Source organism: Clostridium sp. OS1-26 (genome assembly GCF_030915445.1).
Taxonomy (GTDB): domain Bacteria; phylum Bacillota; class Clostridia; order Clostridiales; family Clostridiaceae; genus Clostridium_AM.
This window is the reverse complement of record NZ_CP133264.1, coordinates 5,570,608-5,592,191: the sequence shown is the minus strand read 5'-3', so window position 1 is coordinate 5,592,191 and position 21,584 is coordinate 5,570,608. Positions and strand designations below refer to the sequence as shown.

Sequence of the window (21,584 nt, the reverse complement as noted above, 5' to 3'; positions counted from 1 at the left end):
GTAATGGTCTCATCAGAGCTTGAAGAACTAAGGTCTATATGCAATAGAATTGCTATTGTCAGTGAAGGTAAGGTATCAGGAATTTTATCTCCAGGTGCTGAAGCAGCAGAGTTCGGATTGCTTATGTCAGGTCAATATGATTTGAGCGAAGAAGGTGAAAAGCTATGATGCAGATTAAAGAGTTTATAAAGAATTTTGGATGGCCTCGTATTATTATAGGATTATTTTTGGTAGCGTTATTTATTATAGGACCGTTTTTTGGTGTCAAAACAGATATGTCACTTAATGATGTTATAGTTCGTTTCGGAATGAATGCCGTTCTTGTTTTGGCTATGGTACCTATGATACAGTCTGGATGTGGCTTGAATTTCGGTATTCCTGTAGGATTGGTTGCAGGACTTTTAGGTGCAGTTATAAGCTTGGAATTTAAGCTTGTAGGGATAATTGGAATACTAGTAGCTTTTATAATTGCTATGATTATAGCAGTAGTTTTTGGATATGCATATGCCCTGCTCTTAAATAAGGTCAAGGGAGATGAAATGATTATCGCTACTTATGTAGGATATTCCTTTGTATTCTTCATGAATATGATGTGGATTATACTTCCTTTTAAGAATCCAGCAAGTGTACAGGGTTTTAAAGGAGAAGGACTTCGTGTAACGATAAGTATTCAAGAGTATTGGTTTCATAAGATTAGTAATTTTTTAAGCATAAAAGTAACAAATAATTTTATAATTCCAACTGGAATGATATTGTTTTTCATTTTTATGAGTTTGTTAGTATGGGGATTTTTTAGAACTAAAATTGGTACTGCAATAACTGCAGTTGGATCTAACCCAGAATTTGCAAGGGCTGCGGGCATCAATGTAGACAACATGAGAACTGTATCCGTTATTTTTTCAACTGTACTTGCAGCTATAGGAATGATTGTTTATGCACAGAGTTTTGGTTTTGTACAACTGTATGGTGCCCCACAGGCATTTGTATTTCCAACAGTTGCAGCAATACTTCTTGGCGGAGCTTCTGTAAATAAAGCCTCTATTGTCAATGTTGTTATAGGAACTATATTATTCCAAGGAATACTTACAATGACACCTTCCGTAATTAATAGTGCAATCAGCATAGATGTTTCCGAAGTTATAAGGATTATTGTATCAAACGGAATGATAGTATATGCTCTTACCAGGAAAGCGAGGTAGAAATATGAAACTTAGTAATCAAGATATGAAAAAACTTTTAACTAGCAGCGCTGTTCCAATTATGTTTTTATTAATTAGTATAATAGCAATACCTATTTCAAAATTTAGTGGAATATATCTTGTTAGAGAGATTGTTACTCGTCTTTCAAGAGACTCATTTCTAGTACTGGCACTTTTGTTACCTGTAATGGCAGGTATGGGAATCAACTTTGGAATGATTTTAGGTGCAATGGCAGGACAGATAGGATTGATATTTATAACAGACTGGGGTATTAAGGGAGCTGCAGGCCTTATACTAGCGATGATAATAGGCACTCCTATTGCAATAGTTCTAGGATATTTCTGTGGGGCTGTTTTAAATAGGGCAAAGGGACGTGAAATGATTACTTCCATGATGCTAGGTTTTTTTATATCAGGAATATATCAATTTTTTCTATTATATCTATGTGGATCTATAATACCTATAAAAAGTCGTACACTGGTTCTTTCAAGAGGTTATGGTATCAGAAATGCTATAAATTTGGATGCGTCAAGTGCATTTGATAAGTTGCTTCTGGTTAATATAGGAGGAGTAGCTGTACCAATAGGAACATTCTTAATAATTGGTGCAATATGTGTATTTACATTATGGTTTAGAAAGACTAAACTTGGACAGAATATGAGAGCTGTAGGACAAGATATGATAGTATCAGGAACAGCAGGTATAAAGGTAGAAAAAACTCGTATACAATCAATCATAATTTCTACTGTACTTGCTTGTTATGGTCAAATTATATATTTGCAGAACATAGGTACCTTAAATACCTATAATGGAGCAGATCAAGCAGCATTATTTGCCGCTGCTGCACTACTTGTAGGTGGCGCTACCGTAAGTAAAGCCACCATACCAAATGCGATTATTGGTACAGGTTTATTCCATCTAATGTTCGTGGTTATGCCAATGGCAGGTAAAAATCTAACAGGGCAAGCTATGATAGGTGAATATTTTAGAATGTTCGTATCTTATGGTGTTGTTACCTTGGCACTGGTGCTTCATGCATGGAAAAGGCAAAAGGATAAGGAAATGGACAGAGCTTACCTTAGAGAAGGAAATGTAGCTAAGTAATAGAACACTATAAAAAAATGCGACATAAGTTTTCTGTGTAGGGTTAAAAGACCGAAAATTGACTTACACCCCGGACTATGTTTCCAAGCTTCAGTCCGGGGTGTAAGTCAATTTTCGGCTTTTGAGCCCTATAAAGAGACTAGGCCTTTTCATTAAGTTCTGCCTTTAAAATTAATACCATATTGTTTAATAATGATATTTAGAATATCATACCTGTAGTTACTGTTCAAACAGTAATTTATTAATTGCCTTATCAATATTTACGTTATTTGAAGTATTAAGCCACTTTTTTGAAATTACAACATGTCTGCAGCTGCTAGCTTTGCTTTTTAAGTAAGTGTAAATTATTTGAGCTTCATCGATGTCTTCTTTTTCAATCTTTATCCGGTTTTTTAGAGATTTGTCATTAAAGCAAGTTAAGATATTGAATTTGAAAGCAGATTTTAATTTTTCTAAATTAAAGCTCTCTAGGTCATAGTTTTTACTAAAAAGAACTTTATTTCCTTTAATAAGAAAAAACTTAAGGGTAGTATCACTTAGGTACTCAAGTAAAGCAATATTTTTATTATCCTCAGTGAATTTTATAACCTTTACATTATCTAGCAAATAGTTTACTGCACTTATATAATCCCTATATTTAGCGGCATTCTCAAAATCAAATTTCTCCGATGCAACGGTCATCTTATGCTCCATTTCTTGAAGAATGCTTTTGTCAGTTCCATTGAGCAGCAGTATTATTTTATGCATTGTATCAAGATACTGCTTTTGGGCAGCACCCTCCAAACACATACCAATACATAAGCCCAAAGAATAATTTAAACAAGAAGAAGCTTTTCGTGAACTATTGTTGCAGAGTATTTTACAACATTCCCTCATACCATTAAGAGCTCTTAAGACTGTATTTTTGCTGGTGTATGGTCCAAAATAAAGATTTCCATCATCTTTATTAGCTTCGTTGGAGATTTCAATATCAGGACATTGTTCACTGATTTTAATTTTTATATAAGAATAAGACTTTGGACTTTTCATTAGCTTGTTGTATATAGGTTTTATTTCTTTTATCAATTTGCATTCTAGCATAAAAGCTTCGAACTCAGTATCGGTAAGTTTATATTCAAAGTCTTTTATATTTTTAACTAATTTCACAACCTTTGGAGAATGTGACTTTGAGTTTTGAAAATAGGATCCAACTCTACTTTTAAGGTTCTTTGATTTTCCAACATAAATAATACTATCGAGAGAGTCCTTCATCATATATACACCTGGTAAAGAAGGAAGCTTTTTAACTTTTGCTTTTAAATCCACAATATCTCCTCCAAATTTAATCTTTAGCAGTTAAATTATTAATCCATTTTTTCGATATAATTCTTGGTATACAAAACATAAGCTTTACTACTTCTTCTAAGTATACCAAAACATAAACAAAATGAATTGGCAGCTTAAGAACTAACCCACCAAGAAAGGCAAGGGGTACACCTATAAGCCAAACACCACCAGTATCTAAAATTAAGCAAAATTTAGTATCTCCACCACTTCTAAAAATGCCGATTACACTAACATAATTAATAACTTTTGCAACTAAGAATATGGAAAATACCATTAAAATGTTATGAGAATAATTATATACCGTTGGTGACACTTTATATACCGAAAGAGTCCATCCAGAAGTAAAAAATACTATGATACCAGCTAAAATTGCAAGGATAGGGCATAGTATTATAAATCTTTTAGCTAATAGATAAGCCTCATCTTCATTGCCTTCCCCTATTTTATTTCCTATCATAACAGCACAGGCATTTCCTAGTCCCATAAATATTACCCAAGTGATTCTTTCAATGGTAGCTGAAATATTGGTTGAAGCTATTACTTCAGTACCCATTCTCGCATAGGCAATGGCATACATACTAACCCCTAGTGACCACATAGATTCATTTAAAATTACAGGAGCAGTGATTTTAAAGAAGTTCTTTATAAAATCAAGAGATAAGTCTAACATTTCTCTAACTTTAGCAGCGATAATAAGTTTCTGAGAGTATACAACAGTAATCATAAGCATCATTTCAATAGCTCTAGCAATAAGAGTAGCTATGGCTGACCCATTAGTTCCAAGCTTAGGCATACCAAAGTAACCATAAACAAGCAAATAATTAAGTATTGTATTTATTGCCAGCGCAATAATACTTATTATCATAGGAATTTTAACTTGTCCTATGCTTCTTAAAGTAAAGGAGTAGGAAAAAGTAATAGCAGTAATAACATAGCTAAAGACTATTATTCTTAAATACTCACTTCCTATTGATATAACTACCTTATCAGTTGAAAAAATACTTATAATTTGATTATTAAAGAAAAAGCCTACTATGAAAAATATAAATGCAGCAGTTCCACTTGTTATGATGGAAATGCCTAATATTCTTTTAATATTTGGTAAATCATTATCACCATAATATTGAGCAGTAAATATAGAACTACCACTAACTACTCCAAATAAAACTAAATTTAATAAAAAGAAGTATTGATTAGCAATACCTACTCCAGCTATAGCATACTCTCCAAGACCACCTATTATAATTGTATCTACAAGATTAAGAGAAGAAAGTATTAAATTTTGAAGTGCAATTGGCAATGCAAGCTTAAATAAGGTTTTTAAGAATTTTTTGTCATTGAATAAGGATGTTAAATTCATTATGACCTCCATTAGTTAATCCTTTTCAGATTTTTCATTTAACTATTATAGTATAATACGACTAAACTAACAATAGATTAAGGTGTATTATACTAAACTAATTAATATTAACATGACATTATCTAAAATATTTGGCGAAATTGCAAATATTATAATATGTCGTTTAATAGAAAATATTGACTTATAATAAATTTGAAAAAAACAAGAATATATGTTATAATATGAAATCAAAGGAAAATAATTACTGTGTAACTAATGTTACTATGTAATACAAAGACTTTTTAAAATGCATATCTTTAAATTAGAAAATTTTAATAAAAATATCCAAAATAAAAGTTAATTATTTCATTATGTTTGGCATTTCTCACTTAAGTAATCTTATGATATAATTTCAAATTGAACTTTACCAATATTTAACAAAAAAGGTGGGGTTAATTGTGATGAATACTAAAATTATAGAGAGAAATAAAATATCAATCAATTTAGAAGTCTTTAAGAATATAGCAGTATCTATTGTACTAATAATAGCTGCAGTATGTATAAGCTTTAAGAATTATTTGCTATTTCATACTCTTATCGAAATTGCCAGTGTTACTTCTGCCTTTATCATATCTATAATTGCTATAAATACCTATAAGATATCATATAACAGTTATTTCACTTTTTTAGGAATGGCATTTGCATTTATTGGGAGCTTTAATTTATTACATGCATTTGCGTATAAAGGCATGGGGATATTTCAAGATGGTACACCAAATTTAGCAACACAATTGTGGATTGTCACAAAGTTTATAGAAAGTATATCTATATTAGTGTCATTTAATCTATTAGAAAAAAAATTAAAAGAAAAAACTATATTATTAATTTATTTAATAGCATCAATACTTTTGTTAATGTCAATATTTTTATGGAACATATTTCCTGCATGCTATATAGAGGGCAGCGGATTAACTCTATTTAAAAAAATAAGTGAATATATCATAGTAGCCATTTTAATCTTTTCAATTCTTGCTTTAGTTAAAAAAAATAGGATGTTTCATAAAAGTGTATATATTTATATGATATTTTCCTTAATAACAATGATTATTTCAGGAAATAAGTTTTACACTATATTTAAATGTATTTGGAATACTTAATATGGTTGGACATATTTTACATGCAGTATCTTTTTATCTTATGTATAAGGCAATTAGTGGGACAAGTCTTCAGCGTCCATATAATCTTTTATTCTATGAATTAACCCAAGCCAATAATGAATTAAAGCTAAAAGCTCAGGAATTAGAAAGTTCTAATGAAAAACTAAAAGCAGAAATAAGAGAACGTAAAATTACAGAAAATAAACTTATAGCAAGTGAAAAAAGATATAAGAATCTTGTAGAAAACTTACCTGACGCCATATTTGTTCATGTAGACGGAAAAATAGTACTTGTAAATGATGAAGCAAAAAAGCTTTTGGGAGCACTCGATTCTAACGATATCATAGGCAAAATGATGTCGGACTTTGTACACAAGGACTATCATGAATTGCTCAATAATAGATTAGACAAGCTAAAAGAGGATTCTAGTATGGTGCCAATAGTTGAAGAAAAGTTTGTTAAATTTAATGGGCAAGATGTAGATGTTGAAATTACAAGTACATCTTCTTTAAGAGGAGGAAAAAATGTTGTTGTTAGCGTTGTAAGAGATACAACTGAACGCAGATTGTTAAATGAAGCAATAGAGTATGATAAATTAAAAAGTGAGTTTTTTGCAAATATATCACATGAATTTAGAACTCCTTTAAATGTTATACATGCAACACTTCAATTTATGGAACTATATGTTGTCAAAAATACATCAGATAAAACAAGGGAAACACTAGAAAAAAATACTAAAGCCATAAAACAAAATTGTTATAGATTAATTAGATTAGTTGGAAATTTGCTTGATATTACAAAGATGGACTCAGGATTTTTAAAATTAAGGCTTAATAACCATAACATTGTAAATGTTGTTGAAGAAATAACTTTGTCTGTTGCTCAATATATAGAAACTAAAAGAGTTAAGTTGATATTTGACACAAATGTAGAGGAAAAAACGATGGCCTGTGATGCAGAAAAAATAGAAAGAATTATGCTTAATCTTCTTTCAAATGCTGTTAAGTTTACAAATCCAGGAGATGAAATATTAGTGACAGTAGAAGATAGAGGAGAAAGCATCATTATATCAGTTAAGGATACAGGAATTGGTATACCTAAGCATAAGCTTAAATTTATATTTGATAGACTTAGGCAAGTAGACAAGTCACTAACAAGAAACAATGAGGGAAGTGGTATAGGTCTTTCTATTGTAAAATCTCTTGTTACTATGCACGGTGGGAAAATTACTGTAAATAGTGAATATGGGAAAGGCAGTGAGTTTAAGATGGAGTTTCCTATAAGAATATTGACTGCTGAGGATGATACTCTTGAAGTTGCAGCAGATAGCAACAGTATAGATCAATTAAGCGTAGAATTTTCTGATATATATTTTGATAATTAAATTGCTCAAGATATAGTATTATTTTCTTTTAGGCATCTGAAAGAAAATAACAATTCAAAGATGCGACGGATATTTTGTGTCAGACAAGGAGGCAGGTTCCGCAGATAGTCAGCACTAACTAAGGGTTCTGCAGACGCAGTATGACGCAAAATAGACTAGCATACTGACTAGTTATTTTTTTGAAGATGCCTTAGCTAAAAATAAAGGATATTTTTCATAATTGCAGAATATAGCATATATTATATATTTGCCTATTTTTTGATTGCAGTTAATATTAACTGCAATTAGAAAATGAAGGAGGAGAAAATGAACAAAAGTAAAATAATAATGCCAATAGCGTTAACACTTTTAATGACAGGACTATTGGGAAGTAGCGTAAATGCAGAAACTACAATGAAAAGATTAGCTGGACAAACTCGCTATGATACTTGTCAAGAAATTTCAAAGAGTGGTTGGACCACTTCAGAAAATGTTATTATAGCAAATGGTGAAAATTATCCGGATGCATTAGGAGCAGCGGCTTTGTCCCGTAAATATAATGCACCTATATTGCTAGTTCATGGTAATTCTCTAAAAGATAATCCTATATTAGTAAGTGAGTTAGAGAGGCTAAAAGTTAAAAATATAACAATACTAGGTGGAACTGGTGTAGTCTCACAAAGCATTGAAGATTCATTAAAAAAAAGTGGTTACAATTTGCAAAGGTTAGCTGGAGAAGATAGATATGCGACATCCATTAAAATAGCAGAAAAGCTGGGAAATGTAAGTGAGGTTATCATATCAAATAGTGAAGACTTTGCAGGCTCATTATCGGTGGCTCCGATATCTGGCAAAAATGGCATTCCTGTAATATTAGTTTCCAAAGATAAGGTGTCAAGTGTAGTGCAAACTTATCTTAAAAAACAAAATATAAAAACTACATATGTATTAGGAGATAAAACAGTAATAACAGATGCAGTTGCCAGCAAATTTCCTAATAATAAAAGAATATCTGGCAATACGCGTTATTCTTTAAATCAAAACATTATAAATAATTTTAAATCAAGTATGGATTTTAACACTGTTTATATAACATCTGGAGAAGGTTTTGCAGATGCATTAAGCGGCATAGGATTGGCAGTTAAAAGTGGTAATCCAATAATATTTGCCAGCAATTCTACTAATAGTGATATGAAACAGCTTTTAACTGGGAAATCTATTAATAATAATATAATATTAGGTGGAGAAGGCGTACTACCTATAAAAGTAGTTAATAGTTTATTTCAGCAATCCCAAGTAATTAATGGTGATAAAAATAAGCCTATTCCTATAGCGGATAGACGAGAGTTTCTTATTGGTGATGACGAAAAAAATGGAGACTTTGCAAAAATAGGCGGCAACTGGCAATATACCAGCAAAGAGGTAAAACAAAAAAATATAGAAGTTGTCACTGTTAAAGTATGGGATTACATAGATAACAATGATAGAAGCAAAGGAAAGCGTACTGTAACTAAAAACATTTCAGTTAATAAAAAAATATCAGAGGAAGTAAAACAAATTTTTGATGAAATATATAATCTTCCAGAACAATTTCCAATTAAGGATGTCGGTGGATTTAGGGACAAGGACTCCTGTATTAATCATCCCGCTGGTGCTGCTATTGATATAAATCCAGATGAAAATTATTTCATCCAATTAGGAAAAGATGGGACAGTAAAGCAACAAGTAGGGAAGTATTATAATCCTTATAAAGATCCATATTCAATTACACCAGAGGTTGTTAAAGTGTTTCAGAAATATGGCTGGGACTGGGGAGGCAATTTCCCAAACTCGAAAGATTATATGCACTTTAGCTACTTAGGAGGCTAAGAAGCTAAAAGCATAGGAAAACTAACTAGAAAGTTAACTTATACAAAGGGATATGTTTCCAAAGCTGAAGGTAGATTTAAAAACTTTGTGACAGTCTTAGTAAAGGGTTTTAAGACAACCTTAGCACCTTCGAGCTGTCTGAGCATAGCGAGTTTCTCGAAGGTTCTTAGGTCGTCTAAAACACAAGCTTTAGACTGACTAAAAGTTTTTAACGGACTGAAGCTTGGAAACATAGCCCGGGGTATAAGTTAACTTTCGATCTTTTAGCCCTATATTAGAGAGTCGATATTAAATACTTTCTTAAAAGAGAGTATTTTGTTATTTTCCTTTTTCTAAATTTAATGGCAGACAAAATAGATCTGATTCAATTTTTTTTATTATGCTATCTATATCATTTCTAAAATCATCTTCTATAATTAGGTCAGCCTTTTCAATTACTTCACTGGCGGATTTTTTTATGGTACTATTCTTTGTATTATTTAACATTATAAAGCTTCCAGGCAACACGACCTTGCGAAGACTATTAGATTCACAAATTATTAAAGTGTTTGGAGGAACCATTGACATAAAAAACTTAATAGCATCATAAATATCAGTACGTAAGGATTTAAGCCAAAATACTTTTTCCGCACCTGCGGCTAACAGTAGGGAAGTATCTTTGTTGGCATTTTTATTAGCTTCTTCTATGAGTTCAAAGTTTCCGCTTATATGAGAACAAGCACCACAGCCTTCTCCACCTCTTTGACATTTTCCGTTTTTTTCTTGAAGCGAAGTTATTTTTAGTGCAATAATAGAAGATTTATTTTTCCATCTATTAATCATTTCAACAGCTAGGGTAGTTTTACCACTATTACGGCCTGATGAACCAATTAAAATCATTTGAGGAATACTCAATAATTTACTTTCCATAAAAATCACATCCTTGTAATTTTCATTGTATAATAATGTTTGTGATATATCAAGGACTAGCCTATTTTCTATAGAGTTAACTCAAGAATATTCAAAGTTTTATACCAGGATATGAACAAGTTTGATATAGAATTATTTATGAATTTGAAAAAATATATAGAATGAGGGTAATATATTTATATACTAAATATGGAGGTATAAGCTAATGAATAGATTAACAGTTTTAGAAATAAAGTTTGATTTTAATGGCAGTTCAAATGTTATTTATCCGGTTGTATTAAGTGATGAGAAGGAAGTTGTTTTAATTGATTGTGGATATCCTAAATTTTTACCTTTAATAAAAGCTGATGCTGAGGCGAAGGGAATTGATATTAGTAAATTAACGAAAATAATTATAACACACCATGATTTTGATCATATGGGAGCTTTGGCAGAATTTAAAAGAGAGTATCCGCATATTAAGGTTCTATCATCAATTGATGATGAGAAATATATTAGCGGCAATGAAAAGTCTTTAAGGTTACAACAAGCGGAATCTATATACGACAATCTCCCTGAAGACCAAAAGGAAAATGCAAAGAAATTTCAGCAGTTTATTGAATCAATAGAGAATGTTCAAGTGGATGTATGTCTAAGAGATAAAGATTCATTTTCTTGGTGTGGAGGAGTAGAAATAGTTGCTACTCCGGGACATATGCCAGGACATATATCAATTTATATAAAAGACAGTAAAACATTGATTTCCGGAGATGCATTAGTAGTAGAAGATGATAAATTAACTATAGCAAACCCACAATATACTCTAGATATTGATGAGGCAAAGAATTCTATAAAAAAACTATTAGACTATGAAATAGATAAAATCATATGCTACCATGGTGGAATATACACGAAAGATATTAAGGGATCACTAGAAAGAATTGTTTAAAAAAATGTAGGAATTAATTAAAGATAGCTAATGATAAGAATATTAATATAGATTAAAGTAAGCCAATAGGACTTAATACTAGTTCTCCTATTGGCTTGTTATTTTAAAACATAGTAAAAATCAAGATAACCTTTTTAGACAACTTTTTGTCTCTTTAATGAAAGACAAAGAAGCTGGAGATGCAGTTTTGTAGGATTTTATCAAAATGCCCACAGTTCTAGAAAGTCTAGGTAATAGCCTAATTGCATTTAATGGCAAGGATTTAAAATCTAAAAGTATTTCTGGCATTATTGATATTCCTAATCCTCTACCGACCATAGCTAAAATGGTATTGTTATCCTCAAGCTCAAATTTTGTATTTGGACTCACCTTATTTTCTTTAAAGAGTTGTTTTAATTGTATGTCACAGCCGGACTTTGGCATTATAAAAGATTGAGACTCCATTTCATTAATAGATATTTCTTCTTTTAAACTGAATGGATGATCTTCGCTTACAATAACTACCATGTCATCCTGAAATAAGGGAATGAAATCTAAGCTTTCAGGTGGAATAGCGGAAAAACCTAAATCTATAACTCCAGTGGAAACCCAGTTCTCAATTTCATTATAACTTCCTTCAAAGATTTGTAGGTCTATTTTAGGATACTTTTTTGATAACTCAAAATTATATCCGGTAATATTTTGGCAGATATGCTTGGAAAACACCCTATTTTTAGTATTCCTGACTCAATTCCAAGTATAGCTGCCGCTTCTTGCTTTAGCAACTCAGCTTTATTTAGAATATCTAGAGCATGTTGAAATATTTTTGTCCTTCGTTAGTGATACTAACACCAGTACGATTCCGATATAAAAGTGTAAAACCTAGCTCAATTTCAAGTGCGGATATAATATGGCTAATCGCTGACTGTGTAAGTGCTAGAAGCTCTCCAGCCTTTGTAAAACTTCCAGTTTCAACAACCTTAACAAAAACTTCAAATTGTTGCAGTGTCATTAAAAAACCTTCTTTCATGAAAAATATTCATGTTATATATTATAAACATTAATTTTACTAATTTAAATACCTATAATATAATTATTCTATAATTTAACTTTGCAAATAAGTTTATTCAAAATATGTAAAAAATAATGTAACTATCTAGATTGAAAGTAGGAACAATATCCATTGAAATTTAATAATACCATATTGAAAAAATTTCATTTTTCATAAAACCAAATGGATATTTAGTTTCAGAAATAGAAAAGGAGAGATAAATATATGAGTCAGCAGAAAAAAACTCTTACTATAATTAATGGAAGCCCCCGTTCTAATGGTAATACTGATATTATTATCAATGAGCTATTATCTAATATTGATAATGATAAATTTACTGTAGAAGTTTTCAAATTAAGAAACATGGATATTAATGATTGCATTGGATGTTACGCGTGTATGAAGAATGGGCATTGTATTCAACATGATGATATGAGAGAAATATACAGTAGTATAGAGAATTCAGATGTAGTTATCTTTGCATCTCCTATATATTGGTGGAGTGTACCAGGTACAATGAAGAAGTTAATTGATAGGCTGTTTGCATATTATAGTAAGGAAAATCGTGAGCGTTTAAAAGGTAAAAAGGTCATCACTATTTCTTCGTTAAATCAAGTAGATGAACAAGAAACTAATATTATTCGTCAAACTTATCATATGTTATTCAATTCTTATGAAATTACGCTTTTAGATGAACACTATTTTTATGGAGTTATGGAAAAAGGGAAAATAATGGAGTATCCAACATATATAGAAACTGTTAGAGAAATAGGCAGAAGTATATCAGAAATGTAGACTGTTAAATGATGTTACGAGTTGAAACTTTTAAGTTCAGTATAAATTTAATATAATTAATTTTTATGCTGTATTTCAAATATATTTTGATGTAACTTTTGTGCGAAAAATATATAGGTAATGAGTAAGAGAGGAGTTTGATTATTTTGAAAAACAAAGAGATTTTTACAGACAAAAAATTTGTTACTATTATTGCGACATTATGCTGTTTGCTATGGGGAAGTGCGTATCCTGCAGTAAAAAGTGGATATATATTATTTAATATTTCTACTGGTGATATCCCATCAAAAATTGTGTTTGCAGGTTACAGGTTTGCTGCATCAGGAATAATTTTACTTATCATTGCACAAAAGTATGGGAAAAATGTATTTAAACTTTCAAAGAAAAATATATCAAATTTATTATTTTTAGGTACTGTCCAAACAACACTACAATATATATTCTTTTATATTGGGATTGCTAATACCACCGGTGTTAAAAGCTCTATAATGAATTCTACTGTTACATTTTTTAGTGTTATTTTAGCTCATTATATATACATAAATGATAAGTTAAATATGCAAAAAATAGTTGGGTGCATTGCAGGATTTATAGGAGTTATGATAGTAAATTTCAGTAATGATTTATTGAGTTTCTCTTTTAGTTTTTGGGGAGAGGGCTTTTTAGTAATTGCGGCATTCGTTTTTTCAGTAGGAGCTATTTATGGGAAAAAGCTTACTAAAAGTATGGATGTAATGTTAGTAACAGGATATAGTCTTTCTATAGGAGGTATACTATTAATATTAGTTGGTGCTCTTTGTGGTGGAAGGGTTCATCACTTCACAATGGCATCTTCATTATTACTAATTTATCTGGCTTTATTATCCTCTGCGGCATTTTCATTATGGAATCTACTTTTAAAATATAATAAGGTAGGTCCAGTATCGATTTTCAACTTTTTAACTCCAATTTTCGGTGCAATACTTTCGGCAGTATTTTTAGGAGAAAATATTCTTGAGTATAAAAATATTATTGCTCTTATACTAGTATGTTTAGGTATATGGATGGTTAATAAGGAAAAGATTATTAGTTATGAAAATGCAGTTAAATCTTAATAAGGTATTGAATTTTATTACATTTATTGCAATAGGTCAAAAATAGCTGCTTCAAAAGGTAATTTAAGCCCTTTTGAAACAGCTCATCTAATCTACAAGAACATTATTTTATCCAAGTATTTGCTTTAAGTCATTATCCGGAGTGCTAATTGGTTTAATGTCAAAATTATCAACTAAGAATTGTAATACATTAGGAGTTAAGAAAGCTGGTAAGCTTGGTCCAAGATAAATTCCTTTTACCCCTAAGGAAAGCAACGCTAATAAATCAGCTACAGCTTTTTGCTCATACCAAGAAATTATTAATGATAATGGTAGATCATTAATTCCACAGTTAAATGCATCTGCTAAAGCTAAAGCTATTCTAACTGCTGAGTATGCATCGTTACACTGGCCAACATCTAGCAATCTTGGAAGCCCTGCTACTTCACCAAACTCTAATTTGTTGAAACGATATTTTCCACAAGCTAAAGTAAGGATTATACAATCTTTAGGAATCTTCTCAGCAAATTCTGTATAATAATTTCTTCCAGGTTTTGCCCCATCACATCCGCCTATTAGGAAGAAACGTTTAACTTTTCCCTCTTTAACTGCATTTATTATTGTATCAGCATGACTTAAAGTTGCTTTGTGTCCAAAGCCTACTAAAATTTCTTTTACCTCTTCATCTTTTTCAAAGCCACCTAATTCTAATGCTTTATCTATTATTTCAGAGAAATCCTTATAACCATTTTCATTTTTTGCTATATGTTTTATACCATCAAAGCCAACAACACTTGTTGAAAAAATTCTATCTTTGTAAGAATCTTTCGGCTTCATCAAACAATTTGTTGTCATTAAAATGCAGCCTGGTATACCATCGAATTCTTTCTGTTGATTTTGCCATGCGCTTCCGAAGTTACCTACTAAATGAGGATATTTATTTAATTCAGGATATCCATGTGAAGGTAACATTTCACCATGAGTATAAATATTTATACCTTTACCTTCAGTTTGCTCAAGCAGCATCTGTAAATCTCTTAAGTCATGTCCAGAAACTATGATAAATGGTCCTTTTTTAATATTTACACTAACTTTCTTAGGGGAAGGAGAGTTATATTTTTCATTATTAGCTTTATCAAGTACTTCCATAATCTTAACGCTCATATCGCCAGTTTTCATCAAACATTTGATTAAATCTTCAAGAGTTAAACTATCGTCAGTTAACGATGATAGGGCTTTAAAGTAAAATTCATCTACTTCATCGCTATTATAATTTATAAATCTTGCTTGATGAGCATAAGCAGCAATTCCTTTTAATCCATATTTTATAGTTTCTCTGACAGAACGAATATCTTCATTTAAATCTTGATTATACATAATTCCTGCTTTTTTAGCGTCTTCAAGAATTTGTTCTTTTGAATCACTTAAGTTGTATAGTGCTTCAGGAGTATTTAAAGATACTTGTCCAACCTTTTCTCGTAGTTCTTCTTTAATTTTCTGAGATTTTTTAAGCATATTAATATGAGCTTCAGGGTCAAAGTTTACATTAGTTAAAGTCATGAACAATGCGTCTTCAACAAAAGAAACTATTGATTTATCAATCTTTTCTCCTTTTTCTAGAAGCTTGACAGCATAACAGCTAGTCCCTTTTAATTGATAAATTAGTAAATCCTGCATTGCTGCAATTTCCGGGGTTTTTGTGCATACACCTACTTTAGTACATCCTTTACCACCTGCAGTTTGTTCACATTGATAACAAAACATTTGTTCAGCCATATTTAACCCTCCTTAAAAAATGAAAATGTTTTAATAACATTTTACACTACCTTCATGTAAAAATACAACAAAAAATAAGAATAATGTGTTAATTCTGAAAAAGGAAGGTGTTTATAGCAAAATTTGTCCTATTTAAATTATAATTAAATTCTCAATATTAGTCTCCGCAATATAATTGCATTATTGATTTATATAGCTTTTCAACATATCTATAAATACTAGTGTGCTCCTTGAGGGTTGTATACCCTTTGGGAAAATGTATGAAAAGTGACGAGTATATTCTTGGCTAGTTTTCAAAATAGAAATTTCTTTATTTCTTAAGGAGTTTTCTGTAACAAGATAAGATATAAATGTAATACCTAAATTATTTTTAACTGCTTCTTTTACAGAATAATTACTTCCAAATACAATAATATTTTTAGCATTAATATTGTTAGATGACAGAAAAAGGTTTAAATATTCCCTAGTTCCGGAGCCCTCTTCTCTACTAATCCATGTTTGATTCTGCAATTCTTCAATAGAAAGTTCCCTATTGACTAAATAATGATTATAAGGAACAGCTAACACCATTTTATCCTTATAGAAATGATTGATTACAAAATTTGATGATGGAACTGTACCTTCAATCAATGCTAAATCAACTTGAAAATTTTTAACTTTTTCACCAATATTATAAGTATTTTCAATTGTAACTTCCAACTCTAAATTAGGATATTTTTTAGCAAATTGTCCTAAGAAGGCTGGTAAAAAATATTCGCCTATAGTGAAACTAGCGCCTATATGTAATCGACCTTGTACAGTATTCTCATAATCTGCTAATTCATCTTTTGTATCCTCTAATAACTTAATGATTTGCTTTGAACGCTCATAAAGTAAATTTCCGGCTTGAGTTATATATATTTTTTTTGCTTAACTGAGCGTTGTATCAATATTGTATTAAAGTATTCTTCAAGATGTTTGATATGTAAACTTACACTAGGCTGAGATAAATTAATAGACTCAGCAGCTTTAGTAAAGTTTTTATATTCTACAACTGCTATAAATGTTTTAATCTCCTCTAGCACAAAGCATCATCCTTTCTCTATAATCATTAATTTTCTTAATGATTATCATGATATATATATATTTTACTTATGATTATATATCTATTATACTCAAACATGTAAAAAAAATCATTTTATCCGATGTCTACCGCCACTAACACCCCAACGCACTCTGTGAAAGCGATTCACACCAAATCAAAGATTTGGGTTCTCTGCTTTTCTTAAAGTTGGGGATAAGTGGCGCTACGGCCCTGGATAACGGTTTCTAAGCTTCAGATGGAGTTTAAAACTCCACCTGAAGCCAAGAATCCTGTTTATATAAAGCTTATTTTGAAAGGATGATATCAAATGTTATTGACTTCGTTTAGAGTTCATAAAAATATTGCAAAAAAGCTAAATAAAGTTGTCGAAATTTTACCAGGTCTTATTATATGCATAATTATTGCCTCTATGGGTAAGTTTATAGGGAATTATATTCCTAGTATCGGTGGTGCATCTATAGCGATATTTATAGGTATGGCAGTTGGAAATACTTTTGGAAATAAAAAAATATATGCTAAAGGATCAAAATTTGCTGAAAGTGACTTATTATCCTACTCCATAGTTCTGCTTGGTGGAACATTAAGTGCCCAAACTATACTGAAGTTAGGAGGTTCAGGAGTAACCTTCATAGTATTACAAATGCTTATAACAATTACTTTCGCAATGTTGATAGGAAAAAAACTTGGTTTTTCTGAAAACTTTCGCTTTTTAATGGCAAGCGGTAATGCGGTATGTGGTTCCTCTGCTATTGCTGCTACTGCTCCCGTTATAGGTGCAGATGACAGTGAAAAAGGAATTGCTATAACAACAGTAAATGTTACTGGTACTGTCTTAATGCTTTTACTTCCTCTGATTTCTAAAATAATATTTTCAACAGAAATAATAAAAACCTCTGCTTTTATAGGGGGAATACTTCAATCTATAGGACAGGTTGTTGCTAGTGGCAGCTTAGTGAATGAACATGTAAAGGATTTGTCAACTATATTTAAAATAGTTCGTATAATTTTTTTAGTTTTTGTTGTACTAAGCTTTGGAACAATGAAGAAAAATCATTCTCAATCAAACTGCAAAAAAACTAATACAAAGATAAAGATCCCTTGGTATGTACTAGGATTTTTTATTATGTGCTTCTTATTTACCATTGGTATATTTTCACCACAGATTTCTAAAACATTTAAATTGATAAGTAACAATTTTGAAATAATTGCTCTTGCAGGTATAGGAATGAGAGTAAACTTTAGAGAGCTCATACATCAAGGAATTAAAATTTCAATTTATGCATTAGGAGTTGCTGCAGTTCAGATCCTATCAGCTATTGTAATTATAACAGTCCTTCTATAATTGAGTTAAAGGCATACTTAATTTATAATAATCTATATAATTACTTTATTGAGGTGCTAAAGATGAATAAAACAATTGGAATATTAGCTCATGTAGATGCTGGTAAGACTACTTTTGCAGAACAAATACTATATCATACGAAAAGTATAAGAAATCGAGGAAGAGTTGATCATAGAGATTCTTTTTTAGATAGCCATAATATAGAAAAGGAGAGAGGAATTACGGTATTTTCCGATCAGGGTGTTTTTGAATATAATTCTTCAACATACTATTTAATAGATACCCCTGGACACGTGGACTTTTCGCCGGAAATGGAGAGGGCTATTCAAGTAATGAATTATGCTATTGTCATAATAAGTGGAGTTGAGGGAGTACAGGGACAAACAGAAATAGTGTGGCAGCTCCTTAGAAAACACAATATTCCTACATTTTTCTTCATTAATAAAACTGATAGAGTAGGTGCAAATATTCAAGGAGTTCTTGAAGAAATTAGATTAAGTTTAACCAAAGATGTTTGTTTTATTACAGACTCCTTTAATAATGGAGAAATGAGTGAAGAACTTGTAGAATTTATTGCAGAACATGATGATATACTTTTTGAAAAATATTTAGAAGAGAACTATGAAGAGAAATTATGGCTTAATGCTATGAAGAAAATGATTAAGGAAAATAAAATTTTTCCCTGCTTAAGTGGTTCAGCCCTTCAGGATATCGGCATAGAAAGCTTTTTAGAAAAATTAGATATGCTGACTTTTACAGAATATGATGATAAAGAAGGATTTAGCGGTTTGGTATACAAAATACGTCATGACGAGCAGGGGACAAGATTAACTTATATAAAGTCCTTAAGTGGTACTTTAAAGGTTAGAGAAGAAATATCTGTAGGAATTAATGATGATAATACTTATGAGAAAGTCAGTCAGATAAGAATTTATAATGGAACAAAGTTTAAGACTGTAGATAAAGTCTTAGCGGGAGGACTTTTGCGGTTACAGGTTTAAACAGTGCAGCTATAGGAGACGGAGTTGGGGCATTAAATGAAAAGATAACTTATGAAATGGTTCCAACACTAAAATCAAAAGTTATATTTGATAAAACATTAAATGTAAAAGATGTTTTAGTTTATTTTAAGCTTTTAGAAGTAGAAGATCCTGCTTTAAATATAATTTGGGATGAAAGATTAAAGGAAATACAGGTTCATATCATGGGAGCTATTCAGCTGGAGGTTTTAAAACAGCTGATGGAAGAGAGATTTGGCTTACGTGTAGATTTTGGACCTTGTGAAATTCTCTATAAGGAGACTATTTTAAGAGAGACAAAGGGTTATGGGCATTTTGAACCTTTAGGACATTATGCAGAAGTACATCTTAAGATAGAATCAGGAGAAAGAAATAGCGGAATAATATTTTATAACATATGTCATGCCGATGATTTAACTATTGGCAATCAAAATTTAGTTCGTACACATATCTATGAAAGGGAGCACCATGGTATAGTAACAGGTTCTCCTATAACTGATTTGAAAATTACTTTGTTGACTGGTAGAGCACATAATAAACATACCAGTGGAGGAGATTTTAGAGAAGCAACCTTAAGAGCTTTAAGACAGGGTTTGGAAAATACAGAAAATCTCTTATTAGAACCCTATTATCGTTTTAAAATGAAAGCAGATATTGATTATATTGGAAGAATTCTAAGTGATATACAGAAGCTAAATGGTTCCTTTGAAGCACCACAAACCTTTAATAATAAAGTTATTATAACTGGAAGAGGCCCTGTGGCTACTTTTATGAACTATAGCATGGAATTCGCAGCATTAACAAAAGGTAAGGGAAAAGCCAATTTCATTTTTGATGGATATGATAGCTGTCATAATGGAGAGGAAGTAATTAAAAAAATAGGTTACGATAAAAATGCGGATATTGATTATACTTCTACTTCGATTTTTTGTTCAAAAGGGCAGTCCTTTCTAGTAAGTGGAGATGAAGCAGAAAGGTATATGCATTGTTTAAAGTAGATTTTAGTTTGTAGGAAATCATTTGAAAGGGTATTAATTATATAGTGGCAATACAAGTATCCATGTCATGTACTGAAAAGTATGTACAATGTAAATGGAGAGAGTGCTATAAATTAATGGTGAAATTTATAGTACTTTATTGTATTTTAAATTTTTCCTTGAAATTGTTTTCAATGTATGTTACTATCTAATTAATTCAAAATACAAAAAAGTGTACATTGTAAAAATTTATAATAAAAGAGTGAGTTTATGGATATAAAATTAAAGCTTATGCAAAAAAACGGTCTAATGGCTATGAATTTAGCAAAAGAATTTTTGTCTATGGAAGAAGGAGAAAGAATTATTACAGTAGCCCAGATGGCAGAAAACTATAAAACTGCTAGAGGAACTATACAATCAGCCTTAAAATTTCTTCAAGATTATGGTGCAATTAGCTTAGAACCAAGAGGTCACTTAGGAACCTTTATAAATAAAATATCTTATTCTAAGCTATTGGAAATTGCTGATATAAAAACTATAGTAGGGGTTATGCCATTACCTTATTCTAAAGTTTATGAAGGGCTAGCTACTGGTCTATATAATACTTTAGGTTCTACATCATTTAACATATCTTTAGCATACATGAGAGGAGCTAATAGTAGACTTCAAGCCTTAATAGAAGGAAGATATGATTTTGCTGTTATATCAAAATTGGCTGCTCAGCACTATATAAATAGTGGTGAAGAGATAGAGGTAGTTTTAAATTTTGGGCCACACAGTTATGTAAATGAGCACGTAATTATTTTTAAGAATGTAGAGGATAGTGAAATAAAAGATGGAATGAGAATAGGTATAGATTATTCCTCTTTAGATCATCAAATTTTATCTTTCTATCAATGTGAGGGTAAAAATGTACAATATGTACCTCTATTATATAGTCAGCTCTTAAATAAGATTTTAAGTGGAGAAATTGATGCAGCAATATGGAATATAGATGCTATAAAAGAGAGTAATTTAAGTTTTAATTATTATACTATTAATAATGAAAAGTTTAATTACTCTGATACTGAGGCTGTTGTAATAGTGAAGAAGTCAAATGAATATCTAGCAAAATTATTAAAAAAATTTTTAGATGAAAGTAAAATATTAGATATTCAGCGTAAAGTCGTAAATGAACAAATGGTTCCAAACTATTAATTTTCGTTTTATGTAAGGATATTGGAAGGGTGCAAACCTATAACAATCTATAAATAATATTTTGTAATTACCAGAGTCTTTAGTTAGATAAGTAAT

General features: G+C 30.7%; 17 protein-coding genes and 2 pseudogenes. 12 read left to right on the top strand and 7 right to left on the bottom strand.

Going from position 1 to position 21,584, the window contains the following annotated elements:
* Positions 1–3: 3 nt before the first annotated feature.
* Genes RCG18_RS29200 through RCG18_RS27495 form a run of 3 tightly spaced genes read left to right on the top strand, consistent with a single transcriptional unit; the run spans position 4 to position 2,304 of the window.
* On the top strand, positions 4–168 hold the full coding sequence (locus tag RCG18_RS29200) for a hypothetical protein (RefSeq protein WP_374118997.1): 165 nt from the start codon (positions 4–6) through the stop codon (positions 166–168).
* Positions 165–1,199: an ABC transporter permease gene (locus RCG18_RS27500; protein ID WP_374118996.1), complete on the top strand. Its 1,035-nt coding sequence runs from the start codon at positions 165–167 to the stop codon at positions 1,197–1,199. Before RCG18_RS29200 ends, RCG18_RS27500 begins: the two co-directional genes overlap by 4 nt.
* 4 nt (positions 1,200–1,203) lie before the next feature.
* Complete coding sequence (locus RCG18_RS27495; RefSeq protein ID WP_308039146.1) at positions 1,204–2,304, top strand: ABC transporter permease; 1,101 nt, start codon at positions 1,204–1,206, stop codon at positions 2,302–2,304.
* Between the two features lie 219 nt (positions 2,305–2,523).
* On the opposite strand, the gene RCG18_RS27490 is transcribed toward RCG18_RS27495, so the two are convergent.
* Together RCG18_RS27490 and RCG18_RS27485 are read right to left on the bottom strand one after the other, a co-directional pair.
* Positions 2,524–3,609, bottom strand: coding sequence for a GIY-YIG nuclease family protein (locus RCG18_RS27490; protein ID WP_308039144.1), 1,086 nt, complete (start codon positions 3,607–3,609; stop codon positions 2,524–2,526).
* 16 nt (positions 3,610–3,625) lie between these two features.
* A complete protein-coding gene (locus tag RCG18_RS27485) occupies positions 3,626–4,990 on the bottom strand; it encodes an MATE family efflux transporter (protein WP_308039143.1) in 1,365 nt (454 codons plus the stop codon).
* Positions 4,991–5,430: 440 nt separating this feature from the next.
* Between RCG18_RS27485 and RCG18_RS27480 the strand changes: the two genes are divergently transcribed.
* From RCG18_RS27480 to RCG18_RS27470, 3 genes are all read left to right on the top strand, one after another.
* Positions 5,431–6,126 carry an MASE3 domain-containing protein gene (locus RCG18_RS27480; RefSeq protein WP_308042126.1) on the top strand — a complete coding sequence of 232 codons (696 nt, stop codon included), beginning with the start codon at positions 5,431–5,433 and terminating at the stop codon, positions 6,124–6,126.
* Position 6,127: 1 nt separating this feature from the next.
* A complete protein-coding gene (locus RCG18_RS27475) occupies positions 6,128–7,510 on the top strand; it encodes an ATP-binding protein (RefSeq protein WP_308039142.1) in 1,383 nt (460 codons plus the stop codon).
* 306 nt (positions 7,511–7,816) lie between these two features.
* Positions 7,817–9,358 (top strand): cell wall-binding repeat-containing protein, encoded by a 1,542-nt coding sequence (locus tag RCG18_RS27470; protein ID WP_308039141.1) that lies wholly within the window; start codon positions 7,817–7,819, stop codon positions 9,356–9,358.
* A gap of 318 nt (positions 9,359–9,676) precedes the next feature.
* On the opposite strand, the gene RCG18_RS27465 is transcribed toward RCG18_RS27470, so the two are convergent.
* Entirely contained in the window at positions 9,677–10,267 is a 591-nt protein-coding gene (locus RCG18_RS27465) for a hypothetical protein (RefSeq protein WP_308039140.1), read from the bottom strand.
* A gap of 205 nt (positions 10,268–10,472) precedes the next feature.
* Here RCG18_RS27465 and RCG18_RS27460 point away from each other — a divergent pair, with 205 nt between their 5' ends.
* Complete coding sequence (locus RCG18_RS27460) at positions 10,473–11,195, top strand: MBL fold metallo-hydrolase (protein WP_308039139.1); 723 nt, start codon at positions 10,473–10,475, stop codon at positions 11,193–11,195.
* Positions 11,196–11,315: 120 nt separating this feature from the next.
* On the opposite strand, the gene RCG18_RS27455 is transcribed toward RCG18_RS27460, so the two are convergent.
* Both RCG18_RS27455 and RCG18_RS27450 read right to left on the bottom strand, forming a co-directional pair.
* Positions 11,316–11,900 carry a LysR family transcriptional regulator substrate-binding protein gene (locus RCG18_RS27455; RefSeq protein ID WP_308039138.1) on the bottom strand — a complete coding sequence of 195 codons (585 nt, stop codon included), beginning with the start codon at positions 11,898–11,900 and terminating at the stop codon, positions 11,316–11,318.
* Positions 11,901–11,979: 79 nt separating this feature from the next.
* Positions 11,980–12,186: a LysR family transcriptional regulator gene (locus tag RCG18_RS27450; protein ID WP_308039137.1), complete on the bottom strand. Its 207-nt coding sequence runs from the start codon at positions 12,184–12,186 to the stop codon at positions 11,980–11,982.
* A 264-nt stretch (positions 12,187–12,450) separates the two neighbouring features.
* Between RCG18_RS27450 and RCG18_RS27445 the strand changes: the two genes are divergently transcribed.
* Together RCG18_RS27445 and RCG18_RS27440 are read left to right on the top strand one after the other, a co-directional pair.
* On the top strand, positions 12,451–13,020 hold the full coding sequence (locus tag RCG18_RS27445) for a flavodoxin family protein (RefSeq protein WP_308039135.1): 570 nt from the start codon (positions 12,451–12,453) through the stop codon (positions 13,018–13,020).
* A gap of 146 nt (positions 13,021–13,166) precedes the next feature.
* On the top strand, positions 13,167–14,114 hold the full coding sequence (locus RCG18_RS27440) for a DMT family transporter (protein ID WP_308039134.1): 948 nt from the start codon (positions 13,167–13,169) through the stop codon (positions 14,112–14,114).
* A gap of 108 nt (positions 14,115–14,222) precedes the next feature.
* Here the strand turns inward: RCG18_RS27440 and hcp are convergent, their stop codons facing one another.
* Together hcp and RCG18_RS27430 are read right to left on the bottom strand one after the other, a co-directional pair.
* Positions 14,223–15,869, bottom strand: a complete 1,647-nt coding sequence (gene hcp / locus RCG18_RS27435; RefSeq protein WP_308039133.1) for a hydroxylamine reductase — start codon at positions 15,867–15,869, stop codon at positions 14,223–14,225.
* A gap of 180 nt (positions 15,870–16,049) precedes the next feature.
* Positions 16,050–16,933, bottom strand: a pseudogene (locus RCG18_RS27430) (LysR substrate-binding domain-containing protein).
* Positions 16,934–17,260: 327 nt separating this feature from the next.
* Between RCG18_RS27430 and RCG18_RS27425 the strand changes: the two are divergent.
* The 3 genes and pseudogenes from RCG18_RS27425 to yhfZ all read left to right on the top strand — a co-directional run bounded on the left by RCG18_RS27425 (position 17,261) and on the right by yhfZ (position 21,488).
* Positions 17,261–18,295 carry a putative sulfate exporter family transporter gene (locus RCG18_RS27425; RefSeq protein WP_308039132.1) on the top strand — a complete coding sequence of 345 codons (1,035 nt, stop codon included), beginning with the start codon at positions 17,261–17,263 and terminating at the stop codon, positions 18,293–18,295.
* Between the two features lie 62 nt (positions 18,296–18,357).
* Positions 18,358–20,312, top strand: a pseudogene (locus tag RCG18_RS27420) (GTP-binding protein).
* A 249-nt stretch (positions 20,313–20,561) separates the two neighbouring features.
* Entirely contained in the window at positions 20,562–21,488 is a 927-nt protein-coding gene (gene yhfZ, locus RCG18_RS27415) for a GntR family transcriptional regulator YhfZ (protein WP_308039131.1), read from the top strand.
* The last annotated feature ends 96 nt before the right edge of the window (positions 21,489–21,584 follow it).

Coding starts and splice junctions, on each gene's coding strand:
- RCG18_RS27485 (WP_308039143.1), bottom strand. CDS start 4,990: ATGAATTTAACATCCTTATTCAATGACAAAAAATTCTTAAAAACCTTA.
- RCG18_RS27465 (WP_308039140.1), bottom strand. CDS start 10,267: ATGGAAAGTAAATTATTGAGTATTCCTCAAATGATTTTAATTGGTTCA.
- RCG18_RS27470 (WP_308039141.1), top strand. CDS start 7,817: ATGAACAAAAGTAAAATAATAATGCCAATAGCGTTAACACTTTTAATG.
- RCG18_RS27460 (WP_308039139.1), top strand. CDS start 10,473: ATGAATAGATTAACAGTTTTAGAAATAAAGTTTGATTTTAATGGCAGT.
- RCG18_RS27450 (WP_308039137.1), bottom strand. CDS start 12,186: ATGACACTGCAACAATTTGAAGTTTTTGTTAAGGTTGTTGAAACTGGA.
- RCG18_RS27480 (WP_308042126.1), top strand. CDS start 5,431: ATGAATACTAAAATTATAGAGAGAAATAAAATATCAATCAATTTAGAA.
- RCG18_RS27475 (WP_308039142.1), top strand. CDS start 6,128: ATGGTTGGACATATTTTACATGCAGTATCTTTTTATCTTATGTATAAG.
- RCG18_RS29200 (WP_374118997.1), top strand. CDS start 4: ATGGTCTCATCAGAGCTTGAAGAACTAAGGTCTATATGCAATAGAATT.
- RCG18_RS27425 (WP_308039132.1), top strand. CDS start 17,261: ATGTTATTGACTTCGTTTAGAGTTCATAAAAATATTGCAAAAAAGCTA.
- RCG18_RS27495 (WP_308039146.1), top strand. CDS start 1,204: ATGAAACTTAGTAATCAAGATATGAAAAAACTTTTAACTAGCAGCGCT.
- RCG18_RS27500 (WP_374118996.1), top strand. CDS start 165: ATGATGCAGATTAAAGAGTTTATAAAGAATTTTGGATGGCCTCGTATT.
- RCG18_RS27445 (WP_308039135.1), top strand. CDS start 12,451: ATGAGTCAGCAGAAAAAAACTCTTACTATAATTAATGGAAGCCCCCGT.
- yhfZ (WP_308039131.1), top strand. CDS start 20,562: ATGGATATAAAATTAAAGCTTATGCAAAAAAACGGTCTAATGGCTATG.
- hcp (WP_308039133.1), bottom strand. CDS start 15,869: ATGGCTGAACAAATGTTTTGTTATCAATGTGAACAAACTGCAGGTGGT.